General features: G+C 74.1%; 19 protein-coding genes. 11 read left to right on the top strand and 8 right to left on the bottom strand.

What is annotated here, in order from left to right; translation table 11 throughout:
* Positions 1–22 precede the first annotated feature (22 nt).
* Complete coding sequence (locus ACGF3J_RS12715; protein ID WP_114527826.1) at positions 23–460, bottom strand: MarR family winged helix-turn-helix transcriptional regulator; 438 nt, start codon at positions 458–460, stop codon at positions 23–25.
* A gap of 156 nt (positions 461–616) precedes the next feature.
* On the opposite strand from ACGF3J_RS12715, the gene ACGF3J_RS12710 reads away from it, so the two are divergent.
* Positions 617–799: a ribbon-helix-helix protein, CopG family gene (locus ACGF3J_RS12710; RefSeq protein ID WP_064728497.1), complete on the top strand. Its 183-nt coding sequence runs from the start codon at positions 617–619 to the stop codon at positions 797–799.
* A 23-nt stretch (positions 800–822) separates the two neighbouring features.
* Here ACGF3J_RS12710 and ACGF3J_RS12705 read toward each other — a convergent pair whose 3' ends face one another.
* Positions 823–2,280, bottom strand: a complete 1,458-nt coding sequence (locus ACGF3J_RS12705) for an NCS2 family permease (protein WP_161331938.1) — start codon at positions 2,278–2,280, stop codon at positions 823–825.
* A gap of 198 nt (positions 2,281–2,478) precedes the next feature.
* On the opposite strand from ACGF3J_RS12705, the gene ACGF3J_RS12700 reads away from it, so the two are divergent.
* Positions 2,479–2,733 carry a DUF2530 domain-containing protein gene (locus ACGF3J_RS12700; RefSeq protein ID WP_161331937.1) on the top strand — a complete coding sequence of 85 codons (255 nt, stop codon included), beginning with the start codon at positions 2,479–2,481 and terminating at the stop codon, positions 2,731–2,733.
* A 99-nt stretch (positions 2,734–2,832) separates the two neighbouring features.
* Complete coding sequence (locus ACGF3J_RS12695) at positions 2,833–5,226, top strand: HAD-IC family P-type ATPase (protein ID WP_161331936.1); 2,394 nt, start codon at positions 2,833–2,835, stop codon at positions 5,224–5,226.
* 94 nt (positions 5,227–5,320) lie between these two features.
* Here ACGF3J_RS12695 and ACGF3J_RS12690 read toward each other — a convergent pair whose 3' ends face one another.
* Both ACGF3J_RS12690 and ACGF3J_RS12685 read right to left on the bottom strand, forming a co-directional pair.
* A complete protein-coding gene (locus tag ACGF3J_RS12690; RefSeq protein ID WP_161331935.1) occupies positions 5,321–8,473 on the bottom strand; it encodes a sacsin N-terminal ATP-binding-like domain-containing protein in 3,153 nt (1,050 codons plus the stop codon).
* Between the two features lie 582 nt (positions 8,474–9,055).
* On the bottom strand, positions 9,056–9,982 hold the full coding sequence (locus ACGF3J_RS12685) for a DUF3027 domain-containing protein (RefSeq protein WP_161330590.1): 927 nt from the start codon (positions 9,980–9,982) through the stop codon (positions 9,056–9,058).
* Between the two features lie 344 nt (positions 9,983–10,326).
* On the opposite strand from ACGF3J_RS12685, the gene ACGF3J_RS12680 reads away from it, so the two are divergent.
* The 4 genes from ACGF3J_RS12680 to ACGF3J_RS12665 are packed head-to-tail and all read left to right on the top strand — an operon-like array spanning position 10,327 to position 13,886.
* Complete coding sequence (locus ACGF3J_RS12680; protein WP_161330589.1) at positions 10,327–11,718, top strand: MFS transporter; 1,392 nt, start codon at positions 10,327–10,329, stop codon at positions 11,716–11,718.
* A 58-nt stretch (positions 11,719–11,776) separates the two neighbouring features.
* Positions 11,777–12,289: a DUF2771 domain-containing protein gene (locus ACGF3J_RS12675; protein WP_202558572.1), complete on the top strand. Its 513-nt coding sequence runs from the start codon at positions 11,777–11,779 to the stop codon at positions 12,287–12,289.
* Entirely contained in the window at positions 12,259–13,005 is a 747-nt protein-coding gene (locus tag ACGF3J_RS12670) for a futalosine hydrolase (protein WP_393854110.1), read from the top strand. The genes ACGF3J_RS12675 and ACGF3J_RS12670 overlap by 31 nt, the downstream gene beginning before the upstream one ends.
* The gene (locus ACGF3J_RS12665; protein ID WP_161326520.1) at positions 13,002–13,886 is read left to right on the top strand and encodes a 1,4-dihydroxy-6-naphthoate synthase; all 885 of its coding nucleotides are present in this window, start codon (positions 13,002–13,004) and stop codon (positions 13,884–13,886) included. Before ACGF3J_RS12670 ends, ACGF3J_RS12665 begins: the two co-directional genes overlap by 4 nt.
* A gap of 13 nt (positions 13,887–13,899) precedes the next feature.
* On the opposite strand, the gene ACGF3J_RS12660 is transcribed toward ACGF3J_RS12665, so the two are convergent.
* Positions 13,900–14,283, bottom strand: a complete 384-nt coding sequence (locus tag ACGF3J_RS12660) for a cold-shock protein (protein ID WP_053132946.1) — start codon at positions 14,281–14,283, stop codon at positions 13,900–13,902.
* A gap of 174 nt (positions 14,284–14,457) precedes the next feature.
* On the opposite strand from ACGF3J_RS12660, the gene ACGF3J_RS12655 reads away from it, so the two are divergent.
* Complete coding sequence (locus ACGF3J_RS12655) at positions 14,458–14,754, top strand: hypothetical protein (protein ID WP_161326521.1); 297 nt, start codon at positions 14,458–14,460, stop codon at positions 14,752–14,754.
* Here the strand turns inward: ACGF3J_RS12655 and ACGF3J_RS12650 are convergent.
* Together ACGF3J_RS12650 and ACGF3J_RS12645 are read right to left on the bottom strand one after the other, a co-directional pair.
* Complete coding sequence (locus ACGF3J_RS12650; RefSeq protein WP_393854109.1) at positions 14,685–15,350, bottom strand: HAD family hydrolase; 666 nt, start codon at positions 15,348–15,350, stop codon at positions 14,685–14,687. The two genes, ACGF3J_RS12655 and ACGF3J_RS12650, sit on opposite strands and share 70 nt — an antisense overlap.
* Before the next feature lie 479 nt (positions 15,351–15,829).
* Positions 15,830–16,837 carry a hypothetical protein gene (locus ACGF3J_RS12645; RefSeq protein ID WP_393854108.1) on the bottom strand — a complete coding sequence of 336 codons (1,008 nt, stop codon included), beginning with the start codon at positions 16,835–16,837 and terminating at the stop codon, positions 15,830–15,832.
* Between the two features lie 137 nt (positions 16,838–16,974).
* On the opposite strand from ACGF3J_RS12645, the gene ACGF3J_RS12640 reads away from it, so the two are divergent.
* From ACGF3J_RS12640 to ACGF3J_RS12630, 3 genes are all read left to right on the top strand, one after another.
* The gene (locus tag ACGF3J_RS12640) at positions 16,975–19,527 is read left to right on the top strand and encodes a helicase-associated domain-containing protein (protein ID WP_393854107.1); all 2,553 of its coding nucleotides are present in this window, start codon (positions 16,975–16,977) and stop codon (positions 19,525–19,527) included.
* 397 nt (positions 19,528–19,924) lie between these two features.
* Complete coding sequence (locus ACGF3J_RS12635) at positions 19,925–20,140, top strand: hypothetical protein (RefSeq protein ID WP_161328855.1); 216 nt, start codon at positions 19,925–19,927, stop codon at positions 20,138–20,140.
* 81 nt (positions 20,141–20,221) lie between these two features.
* Positions 20,222–21,868, top strand: a complete 1,647-nt coding sequence (locus ACGF3J_RS12630; RefSeq protein ID WP_161328854.1) for a DNA repair helicase XPB — start codon at positions 20,222–20,224, stop codon at positions 21,866–21,868.
* A gap of 46 nt (positions 21,869–21,914) precedes the next feature.
* On the opposite strand, the gene ACGF3J_RS12625 is transcribed toward ACGF3J_RS12630, so the two are convergent.
* The gene (locus ACGF3J_RS12625) at positions 21,915–22,100 is read right to left on the bottom strand and encodes a hypothetical protein (RefSeq protein ID WP_163016220.1); all 186 of its coding nucleotides are present in this window, start codon (positions 22,098–22,100) and stop codon (positions 21,915–21,917) included.
* Positions 22,101–22,352: the final 252 nt, after the last annotated feature.

The following is a 22,352-nucleotide window of genomic DNA, read 5'->3' as shown; positions in this document are numbered from 1 at the left end:
TTCGCCTCCTCGCGAGAACTGCTTACTTGTGGGCGAGCTTCTCCAGCACGGGGGCGGCGGCGCGCAGTTTCGCCCACTCGTCCTCGTCGAGTCCCTCGACCAGCGTGGCCAGGAACGCGTTCCGCTTGCGGCGGCTCTCCTCGAGCATCACCACGGCCTGCTCGGTCTGCGTCACGACCTTCTGCCGCCGGTCCTCGGGATGCGGCTCGAGACGGACCAGTCCCTTCGCCTCCAGCAGCGCCACGATGCGGGTCATCGAGGGCGGCTGGACGTGTTCCTTGCGGGCGAGCTCGCCCGGGGTCGCGCTGCCGCAGAGGGAGAGGGTGCCGAGCACCGACATCTCGGTCGGGCTGAGCGACTCGTCGACCCGCTGGTGCTTGAGCCGACGGGACAACCGCATCACGGCGGAGCGCAGGGAGTTCACGGCGGCGGCGTCGTCGCCATGCTTGAGGTCCGGCATGTTCCTTAGCCTAACTCATTAGTCTCGCGAAATACCACCGCACATGCGCCCGCGTGCCCGTGGCGCACGCCACCGAAACCCGCGGTTCACCCGTACGAGTGAGTCGTTTCCGGAAATCGGCGCATCACCCGGTAGGCGGGGGCGACCCTCGACCGCATGGGGACCAGCGTGCTCAGCCTGCGGATGGACGGGGAGCTGCTCGAACGGCTCCGGCACCATGCGGCGAAAAGGGGAATGAGCGTCCAGGACTATGTCGTCCGGACGCTCATTCGGGATGACTTCGACGAGCGGTTCCAGTCCGCCGTGGAGGAGACGGAACGGTTCTACGGGGTCACCTGAGCCCCGCCGGCGAATCCACCCGGTCAGGTCAGACCGAGGGCCGGCATCAGGTAGTAGAAGGCGAAGACCGCCGACACCACGTACATCGTGACCGGGACCTCGCGGCCCCGTCCGGCCGCCAGGCGCAGCACCGAGAAGGTGATGAAGCCCATGCCGATGCCGTTGGTGATCGAGTACGTGAACGGCATCATCAGCATCGTCACGAAGGCCGGGATCGCGATGGTGAAGTCGGACCAGTCGATCTCCCGGACCGACCCGGCCAGGATCAGGAAGCCGACCGCCACCAGCGCCGGGGTGGCCGCCTGGGACGGGACCATCGTGGCGACCGGGGTGAGGAACAGCGCCAGGGCGAAGAGCCCGCCCGTGACGATGTTCGCGAAGCCGGTACGGGCGCCCTCGCCGACGCCGGCCGTGGACTCCACGAAGCAGGTGGTGGCCGAGGCGGAGCTGGCGCCGCCCGCGGCGACCGCGATGCCGTCCACGAACAGGACCTTGTTGATGCCGGGCATCTGGCCCTCGCCGTCGGTCAGCTTGGCCTCGTCGCTGACGCCCATGATCGTGCCCATCGCGTCGAAGAAGCACGACAGCAGCACGGTGAAGACGAACAGCACACCGGTCAGGGCACCGACCTTCTCGAACCCGCCGAACAGGCTGACCTCGCCGACCAGCCCGAAGTCGGGCGTGGCGACGGGGTTGCCCGGCCACTCCGGCGTGGTCAGACCCCAGGAGGGGATGTCGGCGATCGCGTTGATGATCACCGCGACCACGGTCATCACGACGATCGAGATCAGGATGGCGCCGGGGGTCTTGCGGACGATCAGCGCGAGGGTCAGCAGCACACCGAGGACGAAGACCAGCACCGGCCAGCCCTCCAGGTGGCCGCCGGTGCCCAGCTGGAGCGGGACGGTGGTCTGCGCGGCGTCCGGCATCCGGGTCACGAAGCCGGAGTCGACGAGACCGATCAGCATGATGAACAGGCCGATACCGATGGCGATGGCCTTGCGCAGGCCGTAGGGCACGGCGCTCATCACGCGCTCGCGCAGACCGGTGGCGACCAGCACCATGACGACGAAACCGGCCAGCACCACCATGCCCATGGCGTCCGGCCAGGACATCCGCGGGGCGAGCTGGAGGGCGACGACGGAGTTCACACCGAGACCGGCGGCCAGCGCGATCGGGACGTTGCCGATGACGCCCATCAGCAGCGTGGTGAACGCGGCCGTGAGCGCGGTCGCGGTGACCAGCTGACCGTTGTCGAGCTGGTTGCCGTACATGTCCTTCGCGCTGCCCAGGATGATCGGGTTCAGCACGATGATGTACGCCATCGCGAAGAAGGTGGCGAAGCCGCCGCGGATCTCACGGGGCAGCGTGCTGCCGCGCTCGGAGATCTTGAAGTAGCGGTCGAGGCCGTTCTGCGGGGGCCGCCGGTCCTCCGGCGACTCGGGGGACGGGGGGACCTTGGCGGAGGCCGAGGTGGGCATGCGGAGACCTCATCACCAACAGCAGGTTCCCCCACGGCCTTGTCGGTGTTTCTGCGCTTGGAGTTTTCTACGAAAGAAAGTGGTCAGAGACAAACGGGTTCAGTATGAACGTATGAGCCGGAGATCGCTATCTCCGCGCGTAGACCCCGAGAATGCCGCGCCGACAACCCGTTCGCCCGCTCCTCGTAAGCTGTACGCATGAAGAAGTGGACACCCACGCGCGAGGCACCGGAGCCCCTGGAGGGCCCCGTGGTTCCGACCATCGTCGGCGGCACCGTCCTGTGGTTCGTCCTCTTCCTGGCTCAGCTCCCGTTCTACGGCTGGTTCGACGACCGCGGCCACACCTGGTGGGTGTGGACCTGCCTGGCCGGAGCCGGACTCGGCCTGATCGGCATCTGGTACGTCCGGGGCCGCGAGGCCGCCCTGCGGCGGGCGGCACGGGACGACGCGTAGTACCGGGGCAGCACCGGCCGGACCACCCCGTCCTCCCCAGGTCGGATCTTTGCCGTTTTGAGCCGGTGAAGCCCCGAATCCGCACGTACCGTCGAGCCCATGACGCATCTCGACGCCGACGACCGGCTCGACCCCGCGCACCCGGGTCCCGCCCGCACGCCGGCGACCGGGCTGACGGCGGCCGAGGTCGCCGAACGGACCGCACGCGGCCAGGTCAACGACGTACCGGTGCGCAGCAGCCGCTCGGTCGCCGACATCGTGCGCGCCAACGTGTTCACCCGGTTCAACGCGATCATCGGCGTGCTCTGGGTGATCATGCTGGTCGTCGCCCCCATCCAGGACAGCCTCTTCGGCTTCGTGATCCTCGCCAACACCGGCATCGGCATCGTCCAGGAGTGGCGGGCCAAGAAGACCCTCGACTCGCTCGCCCTGATCGGCGAGGCACGGCCGACCGTGCGCCGGGACGGGACGGCCACCGAGATCAGCACCTCGGGGATCGTGCTGGACGACGTCATCGAGACCGGGCCCGGCGACAAGGTCGTCGTCGACGGCGTGGTGGTCGAGGCCGACGGTCTGGAGATCGACGAGTCGCTGCTGACCGGCGAGGCCGACCCGGTCGTCAAGCGGCCCGGCGACCCGGTGATGTCCGGCAGCTTCGTGGTCGCGGGCGGCGGCGCCTTCCAGGCGACCAAGGTCGGCCGGGAGGCGTACGCCGCGCAGCTCGCCGAGGAGGCCAGCCGCTTCACCCTGGTCCAGTCCGAGCTGCGCTCCGGGATCTCCACGATCCTCAAGTACGTCACGTGGATGATGGTCCCGACCGCCCTCGGCCTGATCCTCAGCCAGCTGCTCGCCAAGGACAACGAGCTGGACGACTCGATCGCGCGCACCGTCGGCGGCATCGTCCCGATGGTCCCCGAGGGCCTGGTCCTGCTCACCTCCGTCGCCTTCGCGATCGGCGTCGTCCGGCTCGGCCGCAAGCAGTGCCTCGTCCAGGAACTGCCCGCCATCGAGGGCCTGGCCCGCGTCGACACCGTCTGCCTGGACAAGACCGGCACCCTCACCGAGGGCGGCATGGACGTCACCGGTCTGCGCCTCCTCGACGGCGCCGACGAGGCGTACGTGCGCACGGTGCTCGGCGCCCTCGGCGCGGCCGACCCGCGCCCCAACGCCTCGCTCCGGGCCGTCATCGAGGCCTACCCGGCGAACGGCGAGTGGCAGCGCACCGACGCCCTGCCCTTCTCCTCCGCCCGCAAGTACGGCGGCGCCGCGTTCAGCGGGCCCGACGGCGCCTCGGGCACCTGGCTGCTCGGCGCGCCGGACGTGCTGCTGACCGAGGACGACCCCGCCCTCGCCGAGACCGGACGCCTCAACGAGCAGGGCCTGCGGGTCCTCCTCCTCGCCCGCGCCTCCCGCGCCCTGACCGACCCCGCCGTCGCCGAGGACGTCGCGCCGACCGCCCTGGTCGTCCTGGAGCAGCGGCTGCGCCCGGACGCCGCCGACACGCTGCGCTACTTCGCCGAGCAGGACGTCCGCGCCAAGGTCATCTCCGGCGACAACGCGGTGTCCGTGGGCGCGGTCGCCGCCAAGCTCGGCCTGTCCGGCACCACCGTCGACGCCCGCCGGCTGCCCGCCGACCGGGAGGCGATGGCCGGGGCGCTGGACGACGGCACGGTCTTCGGCCGCGTCACCCCGCAGCAGAAGCGGGACATGGTGGGCGCCCTCCAGGCGCACGGCCACACCGTCGCGATGACCGGCGACGGCGTCAACGACGTCCTCGCGCTCAAGGACGCCGACATCGGCGTGGCGATGGGATCCGGCTCGGAGGCGACCCGGGCGGTGGCGCAGATCGTGCTGCTCAACAACAGCTTCGCCACGCTGCCGTCGGTGGTCGCCGAGGGCCGCCGGGTCATCGGCAACATCACCCGGGTCGCGACGCTGTTCCTGGTGAAGACCGTCTACTCGGTGCTGCTGGCGATCCTGGTGGTCTGCTCGCAGGTCGAGTACCCGTTCCTGCCCCGGCACCTGACCCTGCTCTCCACCCTCACCATCGGCGTCCCCGCCTTCTTCCTCGCCCTGGCCCCCAACAAGGAGCGGGCCAGGCCCCACTTCGTCCGGCGGGTGATGCGGTACGCGATCCCGGGCGGCGTGGTGGCGGGCGCGGCGACCTTCGCGACGTACCTGATCGCCCGTCACCACTACAGCGGCCCGGGCGCCCTGGACGCGGAGACCAGCGCGGCGACGCTGACGCTGTTCCTGATCTCGATGTGGGTACTCGCGATCATCGCCCGCCCCTACACGTGGTGGCGCGTCCTGCTGGTCGCGACGATGGGCGCGGCCTTCCTGGTGGTCCTGGCGGTCCCGTGGCTCCAGGACTTCTTCGCCCTGAAGCTGGTGGGGATGACGATGCCGTGGACTGCCGTCGGCGTGGCGGTGGGGGGCGCGGCGGTGCTGGAGCTCGTGTGGCGGTGGGTGGACCGCCGCTTCCCCGTGTGACGGTCTCTGCCCGCCACCCCGCCGTCGTGGCTGGTCGCGCAGTTCCCCGCGCCCCTGCGGGGCGCCCACCGCGCCCCCGGCTGGTCCGGAGCCGTCAGTCGAACCAGCGGTCCCTGGCCAGCTCCTCCGTGCGGGACTCGTCCTCCAGCAGGGCCGCGACCTCGAACCGCCGCGGCCACTGCCCCGCCGCCCAGGCCAGCCCCGCGGCGACCCCCTCCAGCGTCGCCGCGTGCAGCGCCCCGTCGTCGGTCAGCCGCCAGTCGATCTCCACACCGTCGACGACCAGTTCCCCGTGCTCCACGTACGACGCCGGGGTCCGCGCCCCGAGCAGCACCCGCACCGGCTCCGGCACGTCGTGCTCGGTGCCCTCGGAGTCCACGTGCCCGGTGACGGACTCGCTCAGCCGCCGCACCTGGAACAGCTCCGCCAGTTCGGCGGCCCGGGCCGGCCGTACCGGCAGCAGCGGCACGCCCGAGGTGAAGGGCAGCAGGTCCGGCGAGTCGACCACGACCGCGTCGGCGGCGTCCACCACGCGCACCTCGCCGTCGACCACGGCCCGCACGTCGTCCGGCAGGGTGACCTGATCCGGGTCAAGGTCGGCCAGCGCGCCGTACAGGGCGTGCAGTTGGGCGGCCGTGACCGGGCGGCCGGGGTCGGCGAGGCGGTCGAGGAGTTCGGCCGCGCCGCCGGGCTCGTCGAGGAGCGCGGCGACCGAGGTGCGTACGCCCAGCGCCCGCAGGACCTGCTCGTCCTCGAAGCCGGAGGCGTCGGCCTCGTCGTACAGGCCGCGCAGCAGCGGGTCGGAGCCCGCCGCGCGCAGTCCGGCCGGGCGCCGCCCGCCGAGCACCGGGTGCCCGCGCAGCCACCACGCGGTGTACGGCCGTACGACCTCGTGGGTGCCGTCGGGCAGCAGCACGCGGACCGGCTGGACGAGCGCGTCCCGCAGGGGCGGCCGGGACAGCAGGGCGAGCGCCTCGGGCCACCGGTCGTCGTCCACCAGGTCCAGGTCTCGCACGGCGACGATCTCGGTGGCGACCGGCGGCACGGGCGTGTCCGGGAAGCGGTCCAGGACGTCCTCGCTCCACACGTCCACGGCGTCCAGCAGCCCGGCGTCGTCGGGTTCGGCGAAGTCCCCCTCGCGGGGGTCCAGTTCGTCCGGGTCGAGGACGACGTCGGTGGCGCGGACGAGGGCGAAGGTGACGAGCACACCGCAGGCGGCCAGCGCGTCCTCCCCCCACTTCTCGGCCAGTTCCGCGTCCACGGCGGCGACCTCGTCCTCGCGCATGACCCGCGCGAACGGGCCGCCGGGGAAGACGAGTTCGCCCGCCGGGGAGAGTTCGCCGTCCTCGTCGGGCAGGGCGAGCGCGCCCAGCCAGGGCTCGTCCCCGGCGTCGAGCCCGGCGTCGCGGACCAGGCCGAGGACGGTGTCGGCCAGTTCCTCGGCGTCGAGGGCGTCCTCCTCCCAGTTCGCGCCGCCGTCGTCCTCCAGCGAGGCGGCCACGGCGGCCCGGACCTGCGGGGTGGTGAGCACGGCACGCGGGGTGGCCGGGAGGGCGCCGAGCTTCTCCAGGAGCGGATGGGCGGCGTCCGGATGGGCGATCTTCAGGCCGAGGCGGGTGAGCACCTCCGGGTCGAGGGAGGCGGCCTCCGGGGACGGCAGCAGCACCTGCCGGGGCCCGATGGTGGTCCGCACCGCCCCCGTCCCGAAGCCCTGGGAGGCGCCCCCGGCCAGCGGTACCGGCAGCCCCGAGAGCCGGTCGGGATCGACGCCGGCGAGGCTGTCGTAGAGCCGGTGCCACCAGCCCGGGTCCTTCTCCAGACCGGCCAGCCGGTCGATCGCGTCGGTCAGCGGCACCCGGGCGACGCCGAGCGTGCGCAGCTCCACCCGGCGTTCGAGGCCGGCGGGCAGCAGGGTCGGCAGCACCTCGGCGAGGACCCGCACGGTGTCGGCGCCGGCGCCCTCCACCACCTCGGCGTCGCGGGGCCGCAGGGAGTCGGGCAGGTCGGGGTCGTCCTCGGCCGGTCCGGCGGCGGGCGGCAGGAAGGCGGTGCGCGGCAGCCGTTCGAGGATCGCCTGGCGCAGCGCGCCGTCCAGCTCCCCCTTGCCCAGCGGGCCGGGCACGAGGTCGATGAGACCGGCGGTGACCGGGCGCCAGTCGGCGAGCAGCCCGGCGTAGGCGTCGGCGGCCCGCTCGGTCAGGAAGCCGGTCAGCGGGCCGGGCGCGGCGTGCCGGCGGGTGGAGTCCAGCGGGAAGGAGGCGATGAGCAGGGCGGGCACGCCGAGCGGCTCGTCGCTGGGCGTGGGCGCGTGCACCACGGGGCTGGTGCGGGGCCGGGCCGGGGCGCCGTCGGCGTCGACCGGCACCGCCCAGGTCACGGACCAGTGCGGGCGCAGCCGCTCCTCGACCGGCCGGTCGGCGAGCAGGTCGGGGGTGAGCGGGCCGTGCGCGGCGGCGGTGCGCCAGCGGGTGGTGCCCTCGCGGGAGTCCTCGACGACGGTGAGGGCGCCCTCGGTGCGGCGGGACAGCGTGCGGACGTCGTCCGCGACCTCCACCACGACCTCCGCCAGGCCCGGCAGGGCGAGCAGCAGGGCGTCGTCCACGGCGTGCAGGAGCCGTTCGGCGAGGTCGGCGGCGGCCGTGTCGCGCAGCGGGAGGATGACGGCCGTGTCGTACGGGCCGGGGGCGCTGCCCTCGGCGGAGAACGGCAGCCGCAGCAGCGGGACGTGCCCGTCGCGCCGCCGGATCTCGTCGCCCAGGCCGGGGCTGTGCCCGGCGGTGTCGGCGGCCAGGTCGCGGGCCTCGGCCAGGGACCAGCGGACTCCGCCGTGGCGGCTGACGACGGCGGGCTCGTCGGTGACGGCCAGGACGGCGGCGAAGCCGACCCCGAACCGGCCGACGGCGCTGTCCCCGGCGTCCCGCTTGGCGGAGGCGCGCAGCGTGGACAGCGACTCGACGCCGGTCGCGTCCAGCGGGGCGCCGGTGTTGGCGGCGACGAGGACGCCGTCGCGCAGGGTCAGCCGGAGCCGCCCCGGCACGCCGGACCGGGCGGCGGCGTCGGCGGCGTTCTGCGCCAGCTCGACGACCAGCCGGTCGCGGTAGCCGCCGAGGACGAGGTCCTCCTCGGCGTTGGCGTCCTCACGGAACCGGGCCGGGCTCGTCGCCCAGGCGTCCAGCACCCCGCGCCGAAGACGTCCCGTGCCGAACGGATCGGCCCCCTCGGCGGCAGGCTGCACGAACATGCTCACGGTGACTCTCCTCATCGACGGACCACGAAGGTACCGCGAGGAGCCTCCCTCACCGGCCCGGCATTCCTCCGTCCCGACTGCCACCATCCGGCCCGGGCGCCACCACCCGGCCCGGCCGCCACCATCCGGCCCGGCCGTCACGATCCGGCCCGGCCGTCACGATCCGGCGCGGGCGGCACCATCCGGCCCGGCCGCCACGATCCGGCCCAGGCGGCATCATCCGGCCAGGCAGCACCATCCAGCCCGACCGCCACCATCCGGCCCAGGCGCCACCATCCAGCCCGACCGCCACCATCCGGCCCAGGCGCCACAATCCGGCCCAGGCGCCACCATCCAGCCCGACCGCGACCATCCGGCCCGGGCAGCATCATCCGGCGCGGCCGCCACCACCCGGCCGGGGCGCAGTCATCCCGCTCGGGCGCCGTCATGCGGCCGAGCGGCACCATCCAGCCCGGCCGCATCATTCAGCCCGTCCGGCGTTTGAGGACGAGGCCGTCAAGGCCGATGGGGGGTCCGGGGGCGCAGCCCCCGGGGACGCGAGCCACGACGGACCCGCACCGGCCCACCCGCCGAGGAGGCAACCTACGAATGCCCCAGCTCCGCCGACGCCTCGTCCTCCGCCAGGGAGACGGACCCCGAGTCCGAGGCCGGCCGCAGCGGGAACGGATCCACCCGCGTCTCGTCGATCACCGGCGGAGCCACCCGCGGCGGCTTCGGCATCACCGCCGCCTCGGAGTGCCCCCCACACCCGTAGGCCAGCGACACGACGTGCCCGTCCGCGGGCGAGAACTCGTTGGCGCACACCCCGAAGGCCTGCCCGAGCGAGCCACCGATCCGGGCCAGGAAGCCGCAGCTGACGCAGGACGCGGGGGCCGCCTGGGCCATCGGCGTCTTCGGCCCGTAGCCGTCCTCCCAGCGGTCGGCGGCGACGTGCAGCCCGTACCGGGACAGGACCCGCGTGCGGCGCAGACCCAGTTCCTCGGCGACCGCCGAGATGGTGCCGCGGGCCGGCACGGTGGTCAGCTCGGCGGGCGGTCCGGCGGTCACCTCCGCGTCCTCGGCCTCGACCAGGTCGGCCATCTCGTGGGAGACGACGGAGTTCGGCGGCGGCTCGTCCTCGCCGCTCCAGCCGGGCTCCAGACGCAGGTCCTCCGCGTCGGTGGGCAGCAGGTCGCCGGGGCCCATGTCGCCGGGCCGCAGCCGCTCGCTCCACGGCACCCACTCAGGCGCCAGCAGCGCGTCGGGGCCGGGCAGCAGCACCGCCTCGTCCACCGTGACGATCTTGGCGCGGGAGGCGCGGGCCACGGTCACGGCCCAGCGCCAGCCGCGGTACCCCATCTCCTTGCAGGCGAAGTAGTGGGTGACGACCCGGTCGCCCTCCGACACCAGGCCCTCGTGCTCGCCGACGACGCCGGGGGCGGCGGCCTCCTCGGCTGCGGCGCGGGCGAGGTCGAGGGCCTCGGCGCACAGGCGGTCAGGGGTGCGGCTTCGCGTTGTCGCTGCGCTCACAGGTATCGCTTCTCTCCATACGCCGTCTCACGAGTGCGCCGCTGCCTGCGAGGGGCGGACGGAGCGGACCTGTGGACCGCGTCGACGTCCGCGCCCGATCGCGCTCGGGCACACCTACGTCATCCATTCTGCGGGATGGCCGTGAGGCGCGCGGCCGAGAACGTTCGCCACGGCGCGCTAGGCACGCTACCTGCTCATGTGCGCTGGGCCTACACCGACGGGAGTTTCGGCGGGGTAAGGTCCGCTCTTCCCGCCCGCCTCCGGCGTCCGTGTCACCCGACTCGATCACCGCCATCCGTGCCGATGGGACGCTATAGCCCCCGCTCTCGGGGCACTATGACGGGGTGGCAGCCGCACGGACGGAGTTCAAGGGCGGGGGCCGGAGGCGTGGCCCCGGCCCGCGGTTCCGCGCGCTCGGCCGCGCCCTTCGCCTTCCGGTGACCGGGACCGCGCGCGGTATCCGGAAAGCGACGCACGCGCACGGGGCCGGCGAGTCGGGCCTCGGCAAACTGATCGAGCTGCACGGGGTGAACGGCGCCGGGGACGTCATGATCACCGTCGCCCTCGCCTCCACCGTCTTCTTCTCCGTCCCCACCGACGAGGCGCGCGGCCGGGTGGCGCTGTACCTGGCCATCACCATGGCGCCGTTCACGCTGCTCGCCCCGGTGATCGGCCCGCTCCTGGACCGGGTGCCGCACGGGCGCCGCGCGGCGATGGCGTGCGCGATGGCCGCGCGGGCGCTGCTCGCGCTGGTGCTGTCGGGGGCGGTCATCACCGGCAGCATCGAGATGTACCCCGCCGCGCTCGGCGTGCTGGTCGCCTCGAAGGCGTACGGCGTGGTCAGAAGCGCGGTGGTACCACGGCTGCTGCCACCCCGTTTCTCCCTGGTCAAGGCGAACTCGCGGGTCACGCTGTGCGGGCTGCTCGCCACCGGTGTGGCCGCGCCGATCGGGGCGGGGCTCCAGCAGGTCGGGCCGCGCTGGCCGCTGTACGGCGCGTTCGTGATCTTCGTGGCGGGCACCGTGCTGTCGTTCACGCTGCCGCACACGGTGGACTCGGCGCGCGGCGAGGCCCGCGCCCTGCTCGCCGCCGACGAGAACCATCTGCACGGTCCGCTGCGCAAGCGGAGCAAGCGGCCGGGGCTGCGCACGGTCGGCCCGGCGGTGACGCACGCGCTGGCCGCCAACGCCGCCATCCGCTGCCTGACCGGCTTCCTGATCTTCTTCCTGGCCTTCCTGCTGCGGGTGCACCCGCTGTCCGGGCAGAGCGCGGCCGTGTCCCTGGGGATCGTGGGCGTCGCGGCCGGCGCGGGCAACGCGCTGGGCACGGCGGTCGGGGCGTGGCTGCGGTCCCGGGCGCCGGAGATCATCATCGTGACGGTGGTCGCGATCGTGCTGGGCGCGGCGGTCACGGCCGCGGTGTTCTTCAGCGCCGTCCTGGTGGCGTGTCTGGCGGCGGTCGCGGGGTTCGCGCAGGCGCTGGCCAAGCTGTCCCTGGACGCGCTGATCCAGCGGGACGTGCCGGAACTCGTCCGCACCTCGGCGTTCGCCCGCTCGGAGACGCTGCTCCAGGTCTCCTGGGTGCTCGGCGGCGCGGTCGGCATCGTGCTGCCCCTCAACGGCACGCTGGGCCTGTCGGTGGGCGCCGCGATCATCGCCGCCGGGTGGCTGACGACCGTACGGGGTCTGGTCGGCTCGGCGCGGCACGGCGGGCCGAGCCGACCCAGGGTGGCGTGATCACGCCACGCCGTACCCAGGTGGGGGACGGGCCGCGGGCGCCAGATAGCCTTCGCCCATGACCACGTTGCTCCGCGGCACTGCCGCCCTCGGACACGGCGCTGTGCGGCGCCGCCGCGCCGTCGCCGCCGCCGGCGCGGTATCCGCCGGACTGCTCCTGCTGTCCGCCTGTGACAAGCCCACGCCCATGGCCACGGTCACGGTCGGCAGTGACTCGGTCAGCTCCGAGGCCGAGTGCGGCGGGCACGGCAAGACCCTGGAGACCGCCGAGATCCAGGAGTGCCTGCAGAACGACAAAGTCAAGTCCATCTCGGTCAACGCCGACGACACGGTCCGCTTCGGCGTCGACCCGGACGTCGCCGACGAGCGCTGGACGATCCTGATGAACGGTCAGCAGCTCACCGACGACACGGACAACACCTACCGGACGGTCCCGGGCAGCGTGTTCTTCAACGCCCAGTACGGCGCCCAGGGCGACTCCACGCTGGTCACCATCAAGGCCGGCGACGGCAAGGACGACAGCGAGGCGGCCACCGGTCTGTGGTCCTTCAAGCTGAAGAAGGACGACTGACCACGTCCTCCACGCGCGTTCTCGTGGCCACCGCGGTCCCCGCCGAACGGGACGCGGTGGCACGGGCGTTCCCGGCGCCGGCCGCCGAGACGGCCCTCCCCGGCGCGGTCCTGCACCGCCTCCCGGACGGCGGCCCGGACCTGCTGGCCGCGGGGGTCGGCCCCGCTCTCGCCGCCGCCTCCACCGCCGCCGCCCTGACCGCCGCGGCGCTCGACGGCGCCCCCTACGGCCTGGTCGTCTCGGCCGGCATCGGCGGCGGCTTCCCGCCCCACGCACCGGTCGGCTCGCTCGTCGTCGCCGACGCGATCACCGCCGCCGACCTGGGCGCGGAGACCGCCGACGGCTTCCTGCCGGTCACCGACCTCGGCTTCGGCACCGTCACCCACCACCCGCCGCCCGCCCTGGTACGCGCCACCGCCGCCGCGACCGGCGCCCGCCCCGGCACCGTCCTGACCGGGTCCACCGTCACCGGCACCGCCGAACGCGCCGCGCTGCTGCGCGCCCGCCACCCGGACGCGCTGGCCGAGGCGATGGAGGGCTTCGGCGTCGCCGAGGCCGCCGCCGCGCACGGGGTGCCGGTACTGGAACTGCGCGCCGTCTCCAACCCGGTCGGCCCCCGCGACCGCGCCGCCTGGCGCATCGGCGAGGCCCTCGCGGCGCTGACGGACGCCTTCGGGAAGCTCGCACCCGTCCTCAGGAGTTGGAACCCATCATGACCGACACGACCGACACGACCGACGCGACCGGCTCGACCGCTGAGCCCCTCCGGATCGCCTACTCGCCCTGCCCGAACGACACCTTCGTCTTCGACGCCCTCGCCCACGGCCGGGTGCCGGGCGCGCCCGCCCTCGACGTGACGTTCGCGGACATCGACATCACCAACGGCATGGCCGAACGCGGCGAGCTGGACGTGCTGAAGGTGTCGTACGCCGTGCTGCCGTACGTCCTCGACGAGTACGCCCTGCTGCCCTGCGGCGGCGCCCTGGGCCGGGGCTGCGGGCCGCTGGTGCTGACCCGGGAGGCGGACGCGGACCTGCGCGGGCGCACGGTCGCGGTGCCCAGCGAGACGTCGACGGCGTACCTGCTGTTCCGGCTCTGGGCGGCCGACACCGTGCCCGGCGGGGTCGGCGAGATCGTGGTCATGCCGTTCCACGAGATCATGCCGGCCGTGCGGGACGGGAAGGTCGACGCGGGACTCGTGATCCACGAGGCGCGCTTCACGTACCGGAACTACGGGCTGCACAAGCTCGCCGACATGGGCGAGCACTGGGAGCTGACCACCGGGCTGCCGATCCCGCTCGGCGCGATCATCGCCCGCCGGGCGCTGGGCGCCGAGACCCTGACCCGGCTGGCCGACGCGGTCCGCGCCTCGGTCCGCGCGGCCTGGGACGACCCGGAGGCCTCCCGGCCCTACGTCATGGAGCACGCGCAGGAGATGGACCCGGCCGTCGCCGACCAGCACATCGGGCTGTACGTCAACGAGTTCACGGCCGACCTCGGCGAGGCCGGCTACGCGGCGATCCGGGGCCTGCTGACGCGCGCGGCGGCCGAGGGACTGGTGCCGGCCCTCGGCCCGGACGCGCTGGCGTTCCCCTGAGGGGCGGGCGGGGTCAGACGTCGAGCTGGTCGGCGACGGCGCGGAGCAGGCCGGCGATCTTCTTGCCGGCGGTCTTCTCGGGATAGCGGCCCCGCTCCAGCATCGGGGTGATGTTCTCCAGGAGGGTCGTCAGGTCCTGGACGATGGAGGCCAGCTCGTCGGGCTTCTTGCGCTGCGCGGCCGCGACCGACGGGGCCGGGTCCAGCAGGGTCAGGGACAGGGCCTGGTCGCCGCGCTGCCCGGCGACGACGCCGAACTCCACGCGCTGGCCGGGCTTCAGCGCCTCGACTCCGGCGGGAAGGACCGAGGAGTGCACGAAGACGTCACCGCCGTCGTCGCGGGAGAGAAAGCCGAAGCCCTTCTCGCTGTTGAACCACTTGACCTTGCCGGTAGGCACGTCTGTCCTCGTCCTCGTGCTCGTCGGGAAATTGCTCGGAAAACTGCTCGGAAACGGCTCTTGATAGCACTTGGGCGGGTCGCCCTGACCCGCCGGTACCAAGGCTAATGGTCCTGGGGCGGCTGACAAGACGTCCCTCGGTTGTTCCCCAGGGCTGGGAACTACCCTGGTCGAGTGCGTGAACAAACCCAATCGAATTCCGCCGCGCCCGGTGACCGACTGATCCGAGCCGGTGCGATCGTCTTCTTCGTCGGTACGGTGGCCACTCTGGTCACCGTGGCCCCGCTGCTGCTGGGGACGACGCCGTTCCCCACCTACATGTTCGGCCTGAGCATGCTGATGGGCGTGGGCTTCCTGATCGCCGGGGCGGGGGTGTTCCAGTCGATCGCGGCCGGGCGCCGTCAGGCCCGCGCGGCGGCCGCCCCGTCACCCTCGCCGTCTCCGAAGCCCGCGAGCCACTCCGGGAACTGAGTCAGGTCGGCGAGGACCACGTCCGCGCCGGCCGCGCGCAGCTCCTCGGCACCGCACGGGCCGCTGGCCACCGCCACGGAGCGGGCGCCCGCGGCCCGGGCTCCGCGGACGTCGCCGACGTGGTCGCCGACGTAGACGTCCGCGCCGTGCTCGCGCAGCGCGACGGCCTTCTGCTCGGCCCACAGGTTGCCCACCACGGCGTCCGGCTCGATGCCGAGGTGCGCCAGGTGCAGCTTGGCGTTGGGTTCGTACTTGGCGGTGACGACGAGCGTCCGCCCGCCGGCCGCGCGTACGGCGGCGACGGCCTCCCGGGCGCCGGGCAGCGCGAGCGTCGGCCCGATCGCGTAGGACGGGTACATCTCCCGGTAGAGGTCGGCGGTGGCGGCGATCTCCTCGGCCGGGAACCAGTTGGCCAGCTCCTCCACGAGCGGCGGCCCGAGCCGGGTCACGGCCAGGTCGGCGTCGACGTACGTCCCCGTCCGCTCGCTCAGCGCCAGGTAGCAGGCCCGGATGCCGGGCCGCGAGTCGATCAGCGTCATGTCGAGATCGAAGCCGACGGTGGGGGCGGTGCGGGTGGTGGAGGCCATGGGCCCCATTGTGCAGGTCCCCTCGACGGCGCCGGCCGGGCCCCTGGCCGGGGTGGGCCGGCCGCGGGACGTGCCCGCACCGGGCCCGGCCGGGCCGGGCGCTGAAGCCCCACGCGACCACGCGGCCACCGCCGCCTGAAACGACCCGGGACGCCCCCACTCCGGCCGCCCGAAGGGCACCGCCCCGGCCCAGGCGATCCGCCCGGGCCACCCAGGCAGACGCACCGGGCCCAGGCGATCCGCCCGAGCCGCCCGGCAGACGCACTGGGCCCCGGTCATCCACCCAAGCCGCCCAGCAGACGCACCAGACCCAGGCCATCCACCCAAGCCGCCCAGCAGACGCACCAGACCCAGGCCATCCACCCAAGCCGCCCAGCAGACGCACCAGACCCCGGTCATCCACCCAAGCCGCCCAGCAGGCGCACCGGGCCCGTGCGATCCGCGCCGCGGGGCCGGGAGGCGTGCCCGGCGCCTTTCGCGGGGAGGGTTCAGCCGCGCGGGCGGCGGGAGTGCCAGAGCAGGTACAGGGCCGTGGCGACGGCGGCGCCGCGCAGGACCCAGGGCCAGGTCTCGGTGACCGCGTCGTTCATGTGGCCCTCGGCGATCGGGTCGCCCCAGCGGCCCTCCGTGCGGCCCCACAGCCAGACCACACCGGCGGCGGCGACCGTGCCGGGCAGGCCCAGAACCGCCCACTTGGACTGGGCCGCGGTCAGGCGGCGTGACAGGTAGGCGATCAGCCAGCCCAGGCCCAGGGCGACGAGGTTGCCGAGGACGGCGCCGACGACCAGGAGCCCGGCGGCGAGCAGCAGGGGGTTGTTCCAGCCGCCCTCGGGCCGGGGCCGGGCCAGGCGGAGCAGCCTCCGCTTCCTTCCGGCCGGGACCGGCTCCACGACCTGCTCCACCGCGGCGGGCTTCGCGGCGGTGGCGTCCTTCTTCCCCGCCCCGTCCTTCCCCGCCTCGTCCTCCGGCTTCGGCGGCGGCTTGAGCAGCTCCGGGATCTCCACCCCGCCGACGAACCCGGGCACGCTGTCGCCCATGGCGCCGAACGGGCCGCCCTCCACCCGCCACCAGTCCGGCTGCGGACCGCGGCCGCCGCCTCCCAGCTCCGCCGCGCTCGCCACATGGGGTGGGGCGGCGGCCGGCTGTTCGGGCGGGGGTGCGGGCGCCTTCCGCCGCAGGCCCTTGCGGCGCTCGGCCCCGCGGGGGTCCGTGTCCCGCTGCTCGGGCACCGCGGTCGGCGACGGCACCGGCGACGGGCGGACCCCGCTCGTGCCGCCCGCCGCGTCGACGAGGTCGTCGGGGCTGCCGAGCCGGTCCAGGATGCGCCGGACGGCGGCGGGACTGTCCACGGTGGTCCTGGCCCGGTGCCGGTCGATCTCGTTGCGCAGCTCGGAGACCAGCCGCATGCGCGCGGCCGACGGCAGCTGCCGCTGCTGGGCCACGTCGCCGACGCGGCTCAGATACTCGTAGACGACCTGGTCGCTCTCGATCCCCACGGTCCCCTCCGGGGCGGTGTGTTGTGGCAGCCCGTCGGACGACGGTACCGAATCCTCCCGTGGGCGGCGGACACCCCGCGCACGGCACCGGCGCACGCGACCCCCCACCGTCACCGCCACCCGCTAACGTGGACCGGATGAGCACCGAGGAGAAGTCCGCGGCCCCCCGGTCCCTCGCGGAGGCGCTCCGTGTCCGGGACGACGTCTCGCTGGCCGCCCTCCTGCGCAGCCGTCCCGACCTGATCACTCCCGTGCCCACCGACCTGACGCAGCTCGCCACCCGGGCCGGCACCCGGGCCTCGGTCGTGCGGGCGCTGGAGCGTCTCGACCGATTCGCGCTCCAGACGGCGGAGGCGCTGGCCGTGGCGTCGGACCCGGCGCCGTACGGCGAGCTGCTCGGTCTGATGGCGGGGGACGACGAGGACCCGGCCGTCGCCGCGGCGCTGCCCCGGGCCGTCGCCCTGCTGCGTGAGCAGGCCCTGGTGTGGGGCGCCGACGACCGGCTGCGGCTGGTGCGCACCGCCCGTGAGCTGCTCGCGCCCTCCCCGCAGCACCCGTCCCCCACGGGTCTCGGGCCCACCGTGCGGGAGGCGACCGCCGGGATGTCGCCGGGGCGGATCCAGGAGATCCTGACCACCGCCGGCCTGCCCTCGACCCACGACTCGGTGTCCGCGGTGACCGCGCTCGGCACCCTGTTCGCCGACCGGCGCCGGATGACGGCCCTCCTGGCCGGACTGCCCGAGGAGTCGCGGGAGGTGCTGGCCCGGCTGGTGTGGGGACCCCCGTACGGGCAGGTCACCCACGACCCGGCGGCGCACCTGCGCGCGCTCCTCGACCGCGGCCTGCTGCTGCCCACCGCGCCCGGCACGGTCGTCCTGCCCCGCGAGGTCGCCCTGCACCTGCGCGCGGGCCGCGCGCACCGGACGCCCGAACCGGCCCCGCCCGCGGTGGAGGCCGCCGCCACGCACCGTCCACAGGTTGTGGACGCCACCGCGGCCGGGCAGGCCCTCGCGGCGCTGGCGACCGTGACCGAGCTGCTGAAGGAGTGGGACGAGGGCGGCCCGACGGTGCTCCGGGCCGGCGGGCTGAGCGTGCGCGACCTCAAGCGCACCGCCGTCGCCCTGGACCTGCCCGAGCCGGTCGCCGCCTTCTGGCTGGAACTCGCCTACGCGGCCGGGCTGATCGCCTCCGACGGCGAGGCCGACGAGCGGTACGCGCCGACCCCGGCGTACGACGAGTGGCGGGAGCTGCCGCCCGCCGAGCGCTGGGCGGACCTCGCGCAGACGTGGCTGACGGCGACCCGGACGCCGGGTGTGGTCGGCGGGCGGGACGCGAAGGACCGGACCCTCTCCGCGCTGGGCCCGAACCTGGACCGTTCGGCGGCGCCGGAGGTACGGCACCGGGTGCTGGCCCTGCTGGCGGGCCTGCCCGAGGGGGCCTCGCCCACCGAGGAGTCGGTGCTGGCCCGGCTGCGCTGGGAGCGCCCGCTGCGCGGACCCGAGCGGGACCGGCGGGAGGACGACCTGCGGACCCGGCTCGCCCGGTGGACGCTGTCCGAGGCCGAGCTGCTGGGCGTCACCGGCCGCGGCGCGCTGGCCGCGCCGGGGCGGGCCCTGATCGGGGCGCCCGAGCCGCCGCACCCGGCGAAGGATCCCGAGGGCCCCGGCGACAAGCTCCCCGTCCACCACCGCACGCCCGCGCCCCCGGCTCCCCCGGCCCCCGGCGAACGGGCCGCCGCCGCCGCGACCGCCGCCCGGCTGCTCGCGCCGCTCCTCCCGGAGCCGCTGGACCACGTGCTGCTCCAGGCCGACCTGACGGCGGTGGCGCCGGGGCCGCTGGAGCGTGAGCTGGCCGACCTGCTGGGGGTGCTCGCGGACGTGGAGTCCAAGGGCGGGGCGACCGTCTACCGGTTCACGCCGGGCTCGGTGCGCCGTGCGCTGGACGCCGGGCAGACCGCCGCCGAGCTGCACACCTTCCTGGCCCGGCACTCCCGCACGCCGGTGCCGCAGCCCCTGACGTACCTGATCGACGACGTGGCCCGGCGGCACGGGCGGCTGCGGGTGGGCGTGGCCTCGGCGTACGTGCGCTGCGACGACGACGCGACGCTGGACGAGATCCTCGCCGACCGGCGGGGCGCAGGGCTGGGTCTGCGTCGCCTCGCGCCGACCGTGCTGGCCGCGCAGGCCGAGCCGGCGGCGCTGCTCGAGGGGCTGCGCGCGATGGGGTTCGCGCCGGCCGCCGAGTCCGCCGCGGGCGATGTAGTGATCGCGCGGGCCGACGCCCGCCGCACCCCGCCGCGGGCGGCGCCGGAGCCGGTCCCGGACGGTCCGCCGGCGCCCGACGACACCCTGCTGGCCGCCGCGATCCGCGCCGTCCGGGCGGGCGACCTGGCGTCCACGGCCCCGCGCAAGCCGGGCCCCGGGGACGGCGAGGGCGGTGCGGCGGGCGGCGAGCTGCCCCGCACGGGCGCCGCCGAGACGCTCGCGACCATGCAGGCGGCGGTGCTGACCGGCGAGGCGCTGTGGATCGGCTACGTGAACGCAGAGGGCTCCGCCAGCCAGCGCGTGATCGCCCCGATCCGGGTGGAGGGCGGCTTCGTCACGGCGTACGACCACACGGCGGACGAGGTGCGCACCTACCCGCTGCACCGCGTGACGGGCGTGGCGGAACTGGCCGACGACGCGACGTGACACGCCCTCTTTCGGGCGTACGCGCCGGTTCATGCACGCCACGCCGGGTGATTCGCACCTGAGAGGGAGCTTTTTTCATAAACCGCATCGATCTTTCGGCGGTCGGGCAGCCACGGGGTGTCCTGCACCGAAACCGAAAGGAAGAACCCGATGCGTACTGCCGTTCGCCGAGTCGCCACCGTCCTGGCCTCCACCGCGACCCTGATCGCGGCGTTCGCCGCCGAGGCCGCCGCGGTCGGCATCGACCTCGGTGGGGGCCTCACCCTCTGACCGCCCGCTGATCCGTCACGTCCCCTTCCGGCGGGCCGGGCTCCCAGTCCCCCTGGGCCCGGCCCGCTCCGGATCACCTCCCCACTCCCGCTCTCCCTCTCCTCCCCCTCGCTCCGGAAGGCTCCTCATGCGTCCCAAGACCGCCGAACCCCTCCGCTCCACCGCCCGTTCCGCCGTCGCCGTCTCCGTGGCCGCCCTGATCACCGCCGCGGCGCTGCTCGGCGCGCTCGCCCCCAAGGCCGCCGCGCTGCCGCTCCCGCTGCCGGTCACCGGCGTGGAGCCGCTGGTCACCGAGGGCGTCACCATCGAGGGGCCGCTGATCAACAACATCGGTCTCAAGTAGTCCGGCGGCGCGATCAGGCACACTGGACGTTTGGCCGATCCGTCCAGTCGCCGTCGGCCTACGCGCGAAAGGGTGCCGCCCGTGAATGGTCCGCTGATCGTCCAGTCCGACAAGACCCTGCTCCTGGAGGTCGACCACGAGCGGGCCGGTGACTGCCGTCGGGCCATCGCGCCGTTCGCCGAGCTGGAGCGGGCGCCCGAGCACATCCACACCTACCGGGTGACGCCGCTGGGCCTGTGGAACGCGCGGGCGGCCGGCCACGACGCCGAGCAGGTCGTGGACGCCCTCGTCGAGTACAGCCGCTACCCCGTGCCGCACGCGCTGCTCGTCGACATCGCCGAGACGATGGACCGCTACGGCCGCCTCACCCTCTCCAAGCACCCGGCGCACGGCCTCGTCCTGACGACGACCGACCGGCCGGTGCTGGAGGAGGTCCTGAAGTCGAAGCGGATCGCGCCGCTGGTCGGCGCCCGCATCGACCCCGACACGGTCGCCGTGCACCCCTCCGAGCGCGGGCAGATCAAGCAGACGCTGCTCAAGCTCGGCTGGCCCGCCGAGGACCTCGCCGGGTACGTCGACGGCGAGGCGCACCCGATCGAGCTGGCGGAGGACGGCTGGGCGCTGCGCCCGTACCAGAAGCAGGCGGTGGAGAACTTCTGGCACGGCGGCAGCGGTGTCGTCGTCCTCCCCTGCGGTGCGGGCAAGACGCTGGTCGGGGCCGGTGCGATGGCCCAGGCCAAGTCGACGACGCTGATCCTGGTCACGAACACCGTCTCCGCCCGGCAGTGGAAGCACGAGCTGGTGAAGCGCACGTCGCTGACCGAGGACGAGATCGGCGAGTACAGCGGCACGAGGAAGGAGATCCGGCCGGTCACCATCGCCACGTACCAGGTGCTGACGACCCGGCGGAAGGGCGTCTACCCGCACCTGGAGCTGTTCGACTCCCGGGACTGGGGGCTGATCGTCTACGACGAGGTGCACCTGCTGCCGGCGCCGGTCTTCAAGTTCACCGCCGACCTCCAGGCCCGGCGGCGGCTCGGTCTGACCGCGACCCTCGTGCGCGAGGACGGCCGCGAGTCCGACGTCTTCTCCCTCATCGGACCGAAGCGGTTCGACGCGCCGTGGAAGGAGATCGAGGCGCAGGGCTACATCGCGCCCGCCGACTGCGTGGAGGTCCGGGTCAACCTCACCGACTCCGAGCGGCTGGCGTACGCCACCGCCGAGACGGAGGAGAAGTACCGCTTCTGCGCGACGACCGACACCAAGCGGAAGGTGACGGAGGCGATCGTGCGGCGCTTCGCCGGGCAGCAGATCCTCGTCATCGGCCAGTACATCGACCAGCTCGACGAACTGGGCGAGCACCTGGGCGCGCCGGTCATCAAGGGCGAGACGTCCAACGCCCAGCGGGAGAAGCTCTTCGACTCCTTCCGGCGGGGCGAGATCAGCGTGCTCGTCGTCTCCAAGGTCGCGAACTTCTCGATCGACCTGCCGGAGGCTACGGTCGCCGTCCAGGTGTCGGGCACCTTCGGCTCCCGGCAGGAGGAGGCGCAGCGGCTCGGCCGGGTGCTGCGTCCGAAGGCCGACGGTCACCAGGCGCACTTCTACTCGGTCGTCGCCCGCGACACCCTCGACCAGGACTTCGCCGCCCACCGCCAGCGCTTCCTGGCGGAACAGGGCTACGCGTACCGGATCATGGACGCGGACGAGGTGCTCGGCGAGGGGGTCTGAGGGGGCTGAGGGGCTGAGGGGCCTTTCCAAGTCCGGCGGCCCGGGGTCAGCGGCGGCGGACGCCGGCCTCCTCGCCGTACTCACCGAGGATCACCACGTCGAAGGCGGCGCCCGCGAACACCCGCACGGCGCGCACGGCGTCGCCGAGCCGGTGCCGGTGGCTGCCGGCCACGGGCGTGGCACCGGACGCACGGACCGGTGCCGGGGCGGGGTACATGGTTGCTGCGCTCATGTCTCCATGGTGCGACCGCGCGGCCCCGACCGGCATCGGTCTCGGGACCGAACCCGCCCCGCCCCCGCGTACACCTCCCGGGGGACGGGTGCCCCTCAGGTCGGAGGGCTCGTCCCCTAGGGGTCGAGCGGGATGACACCACACCAGGGGGCGAGCGGGGGATGACACCGGCGGGTGAAAAAGCGTTGGCCCGCCCGCCGCCTCCTCCCCTAAAATCTCCGCTCTTGCCCGCCTCCCTCACGGAGTGCCGTC

Source organism: Streptomyces sp. NPDC048171 (genome assembly GCF_043202655.1).
Classification (GTDB): Bacteria; Actinomycetota; Actinomycetes; order Streptomycetales; family Streptomycetaceae; genus Streptomyces.
This window is presented reverse-complemented; position numbering and strand designations above follow the sequence as displayed.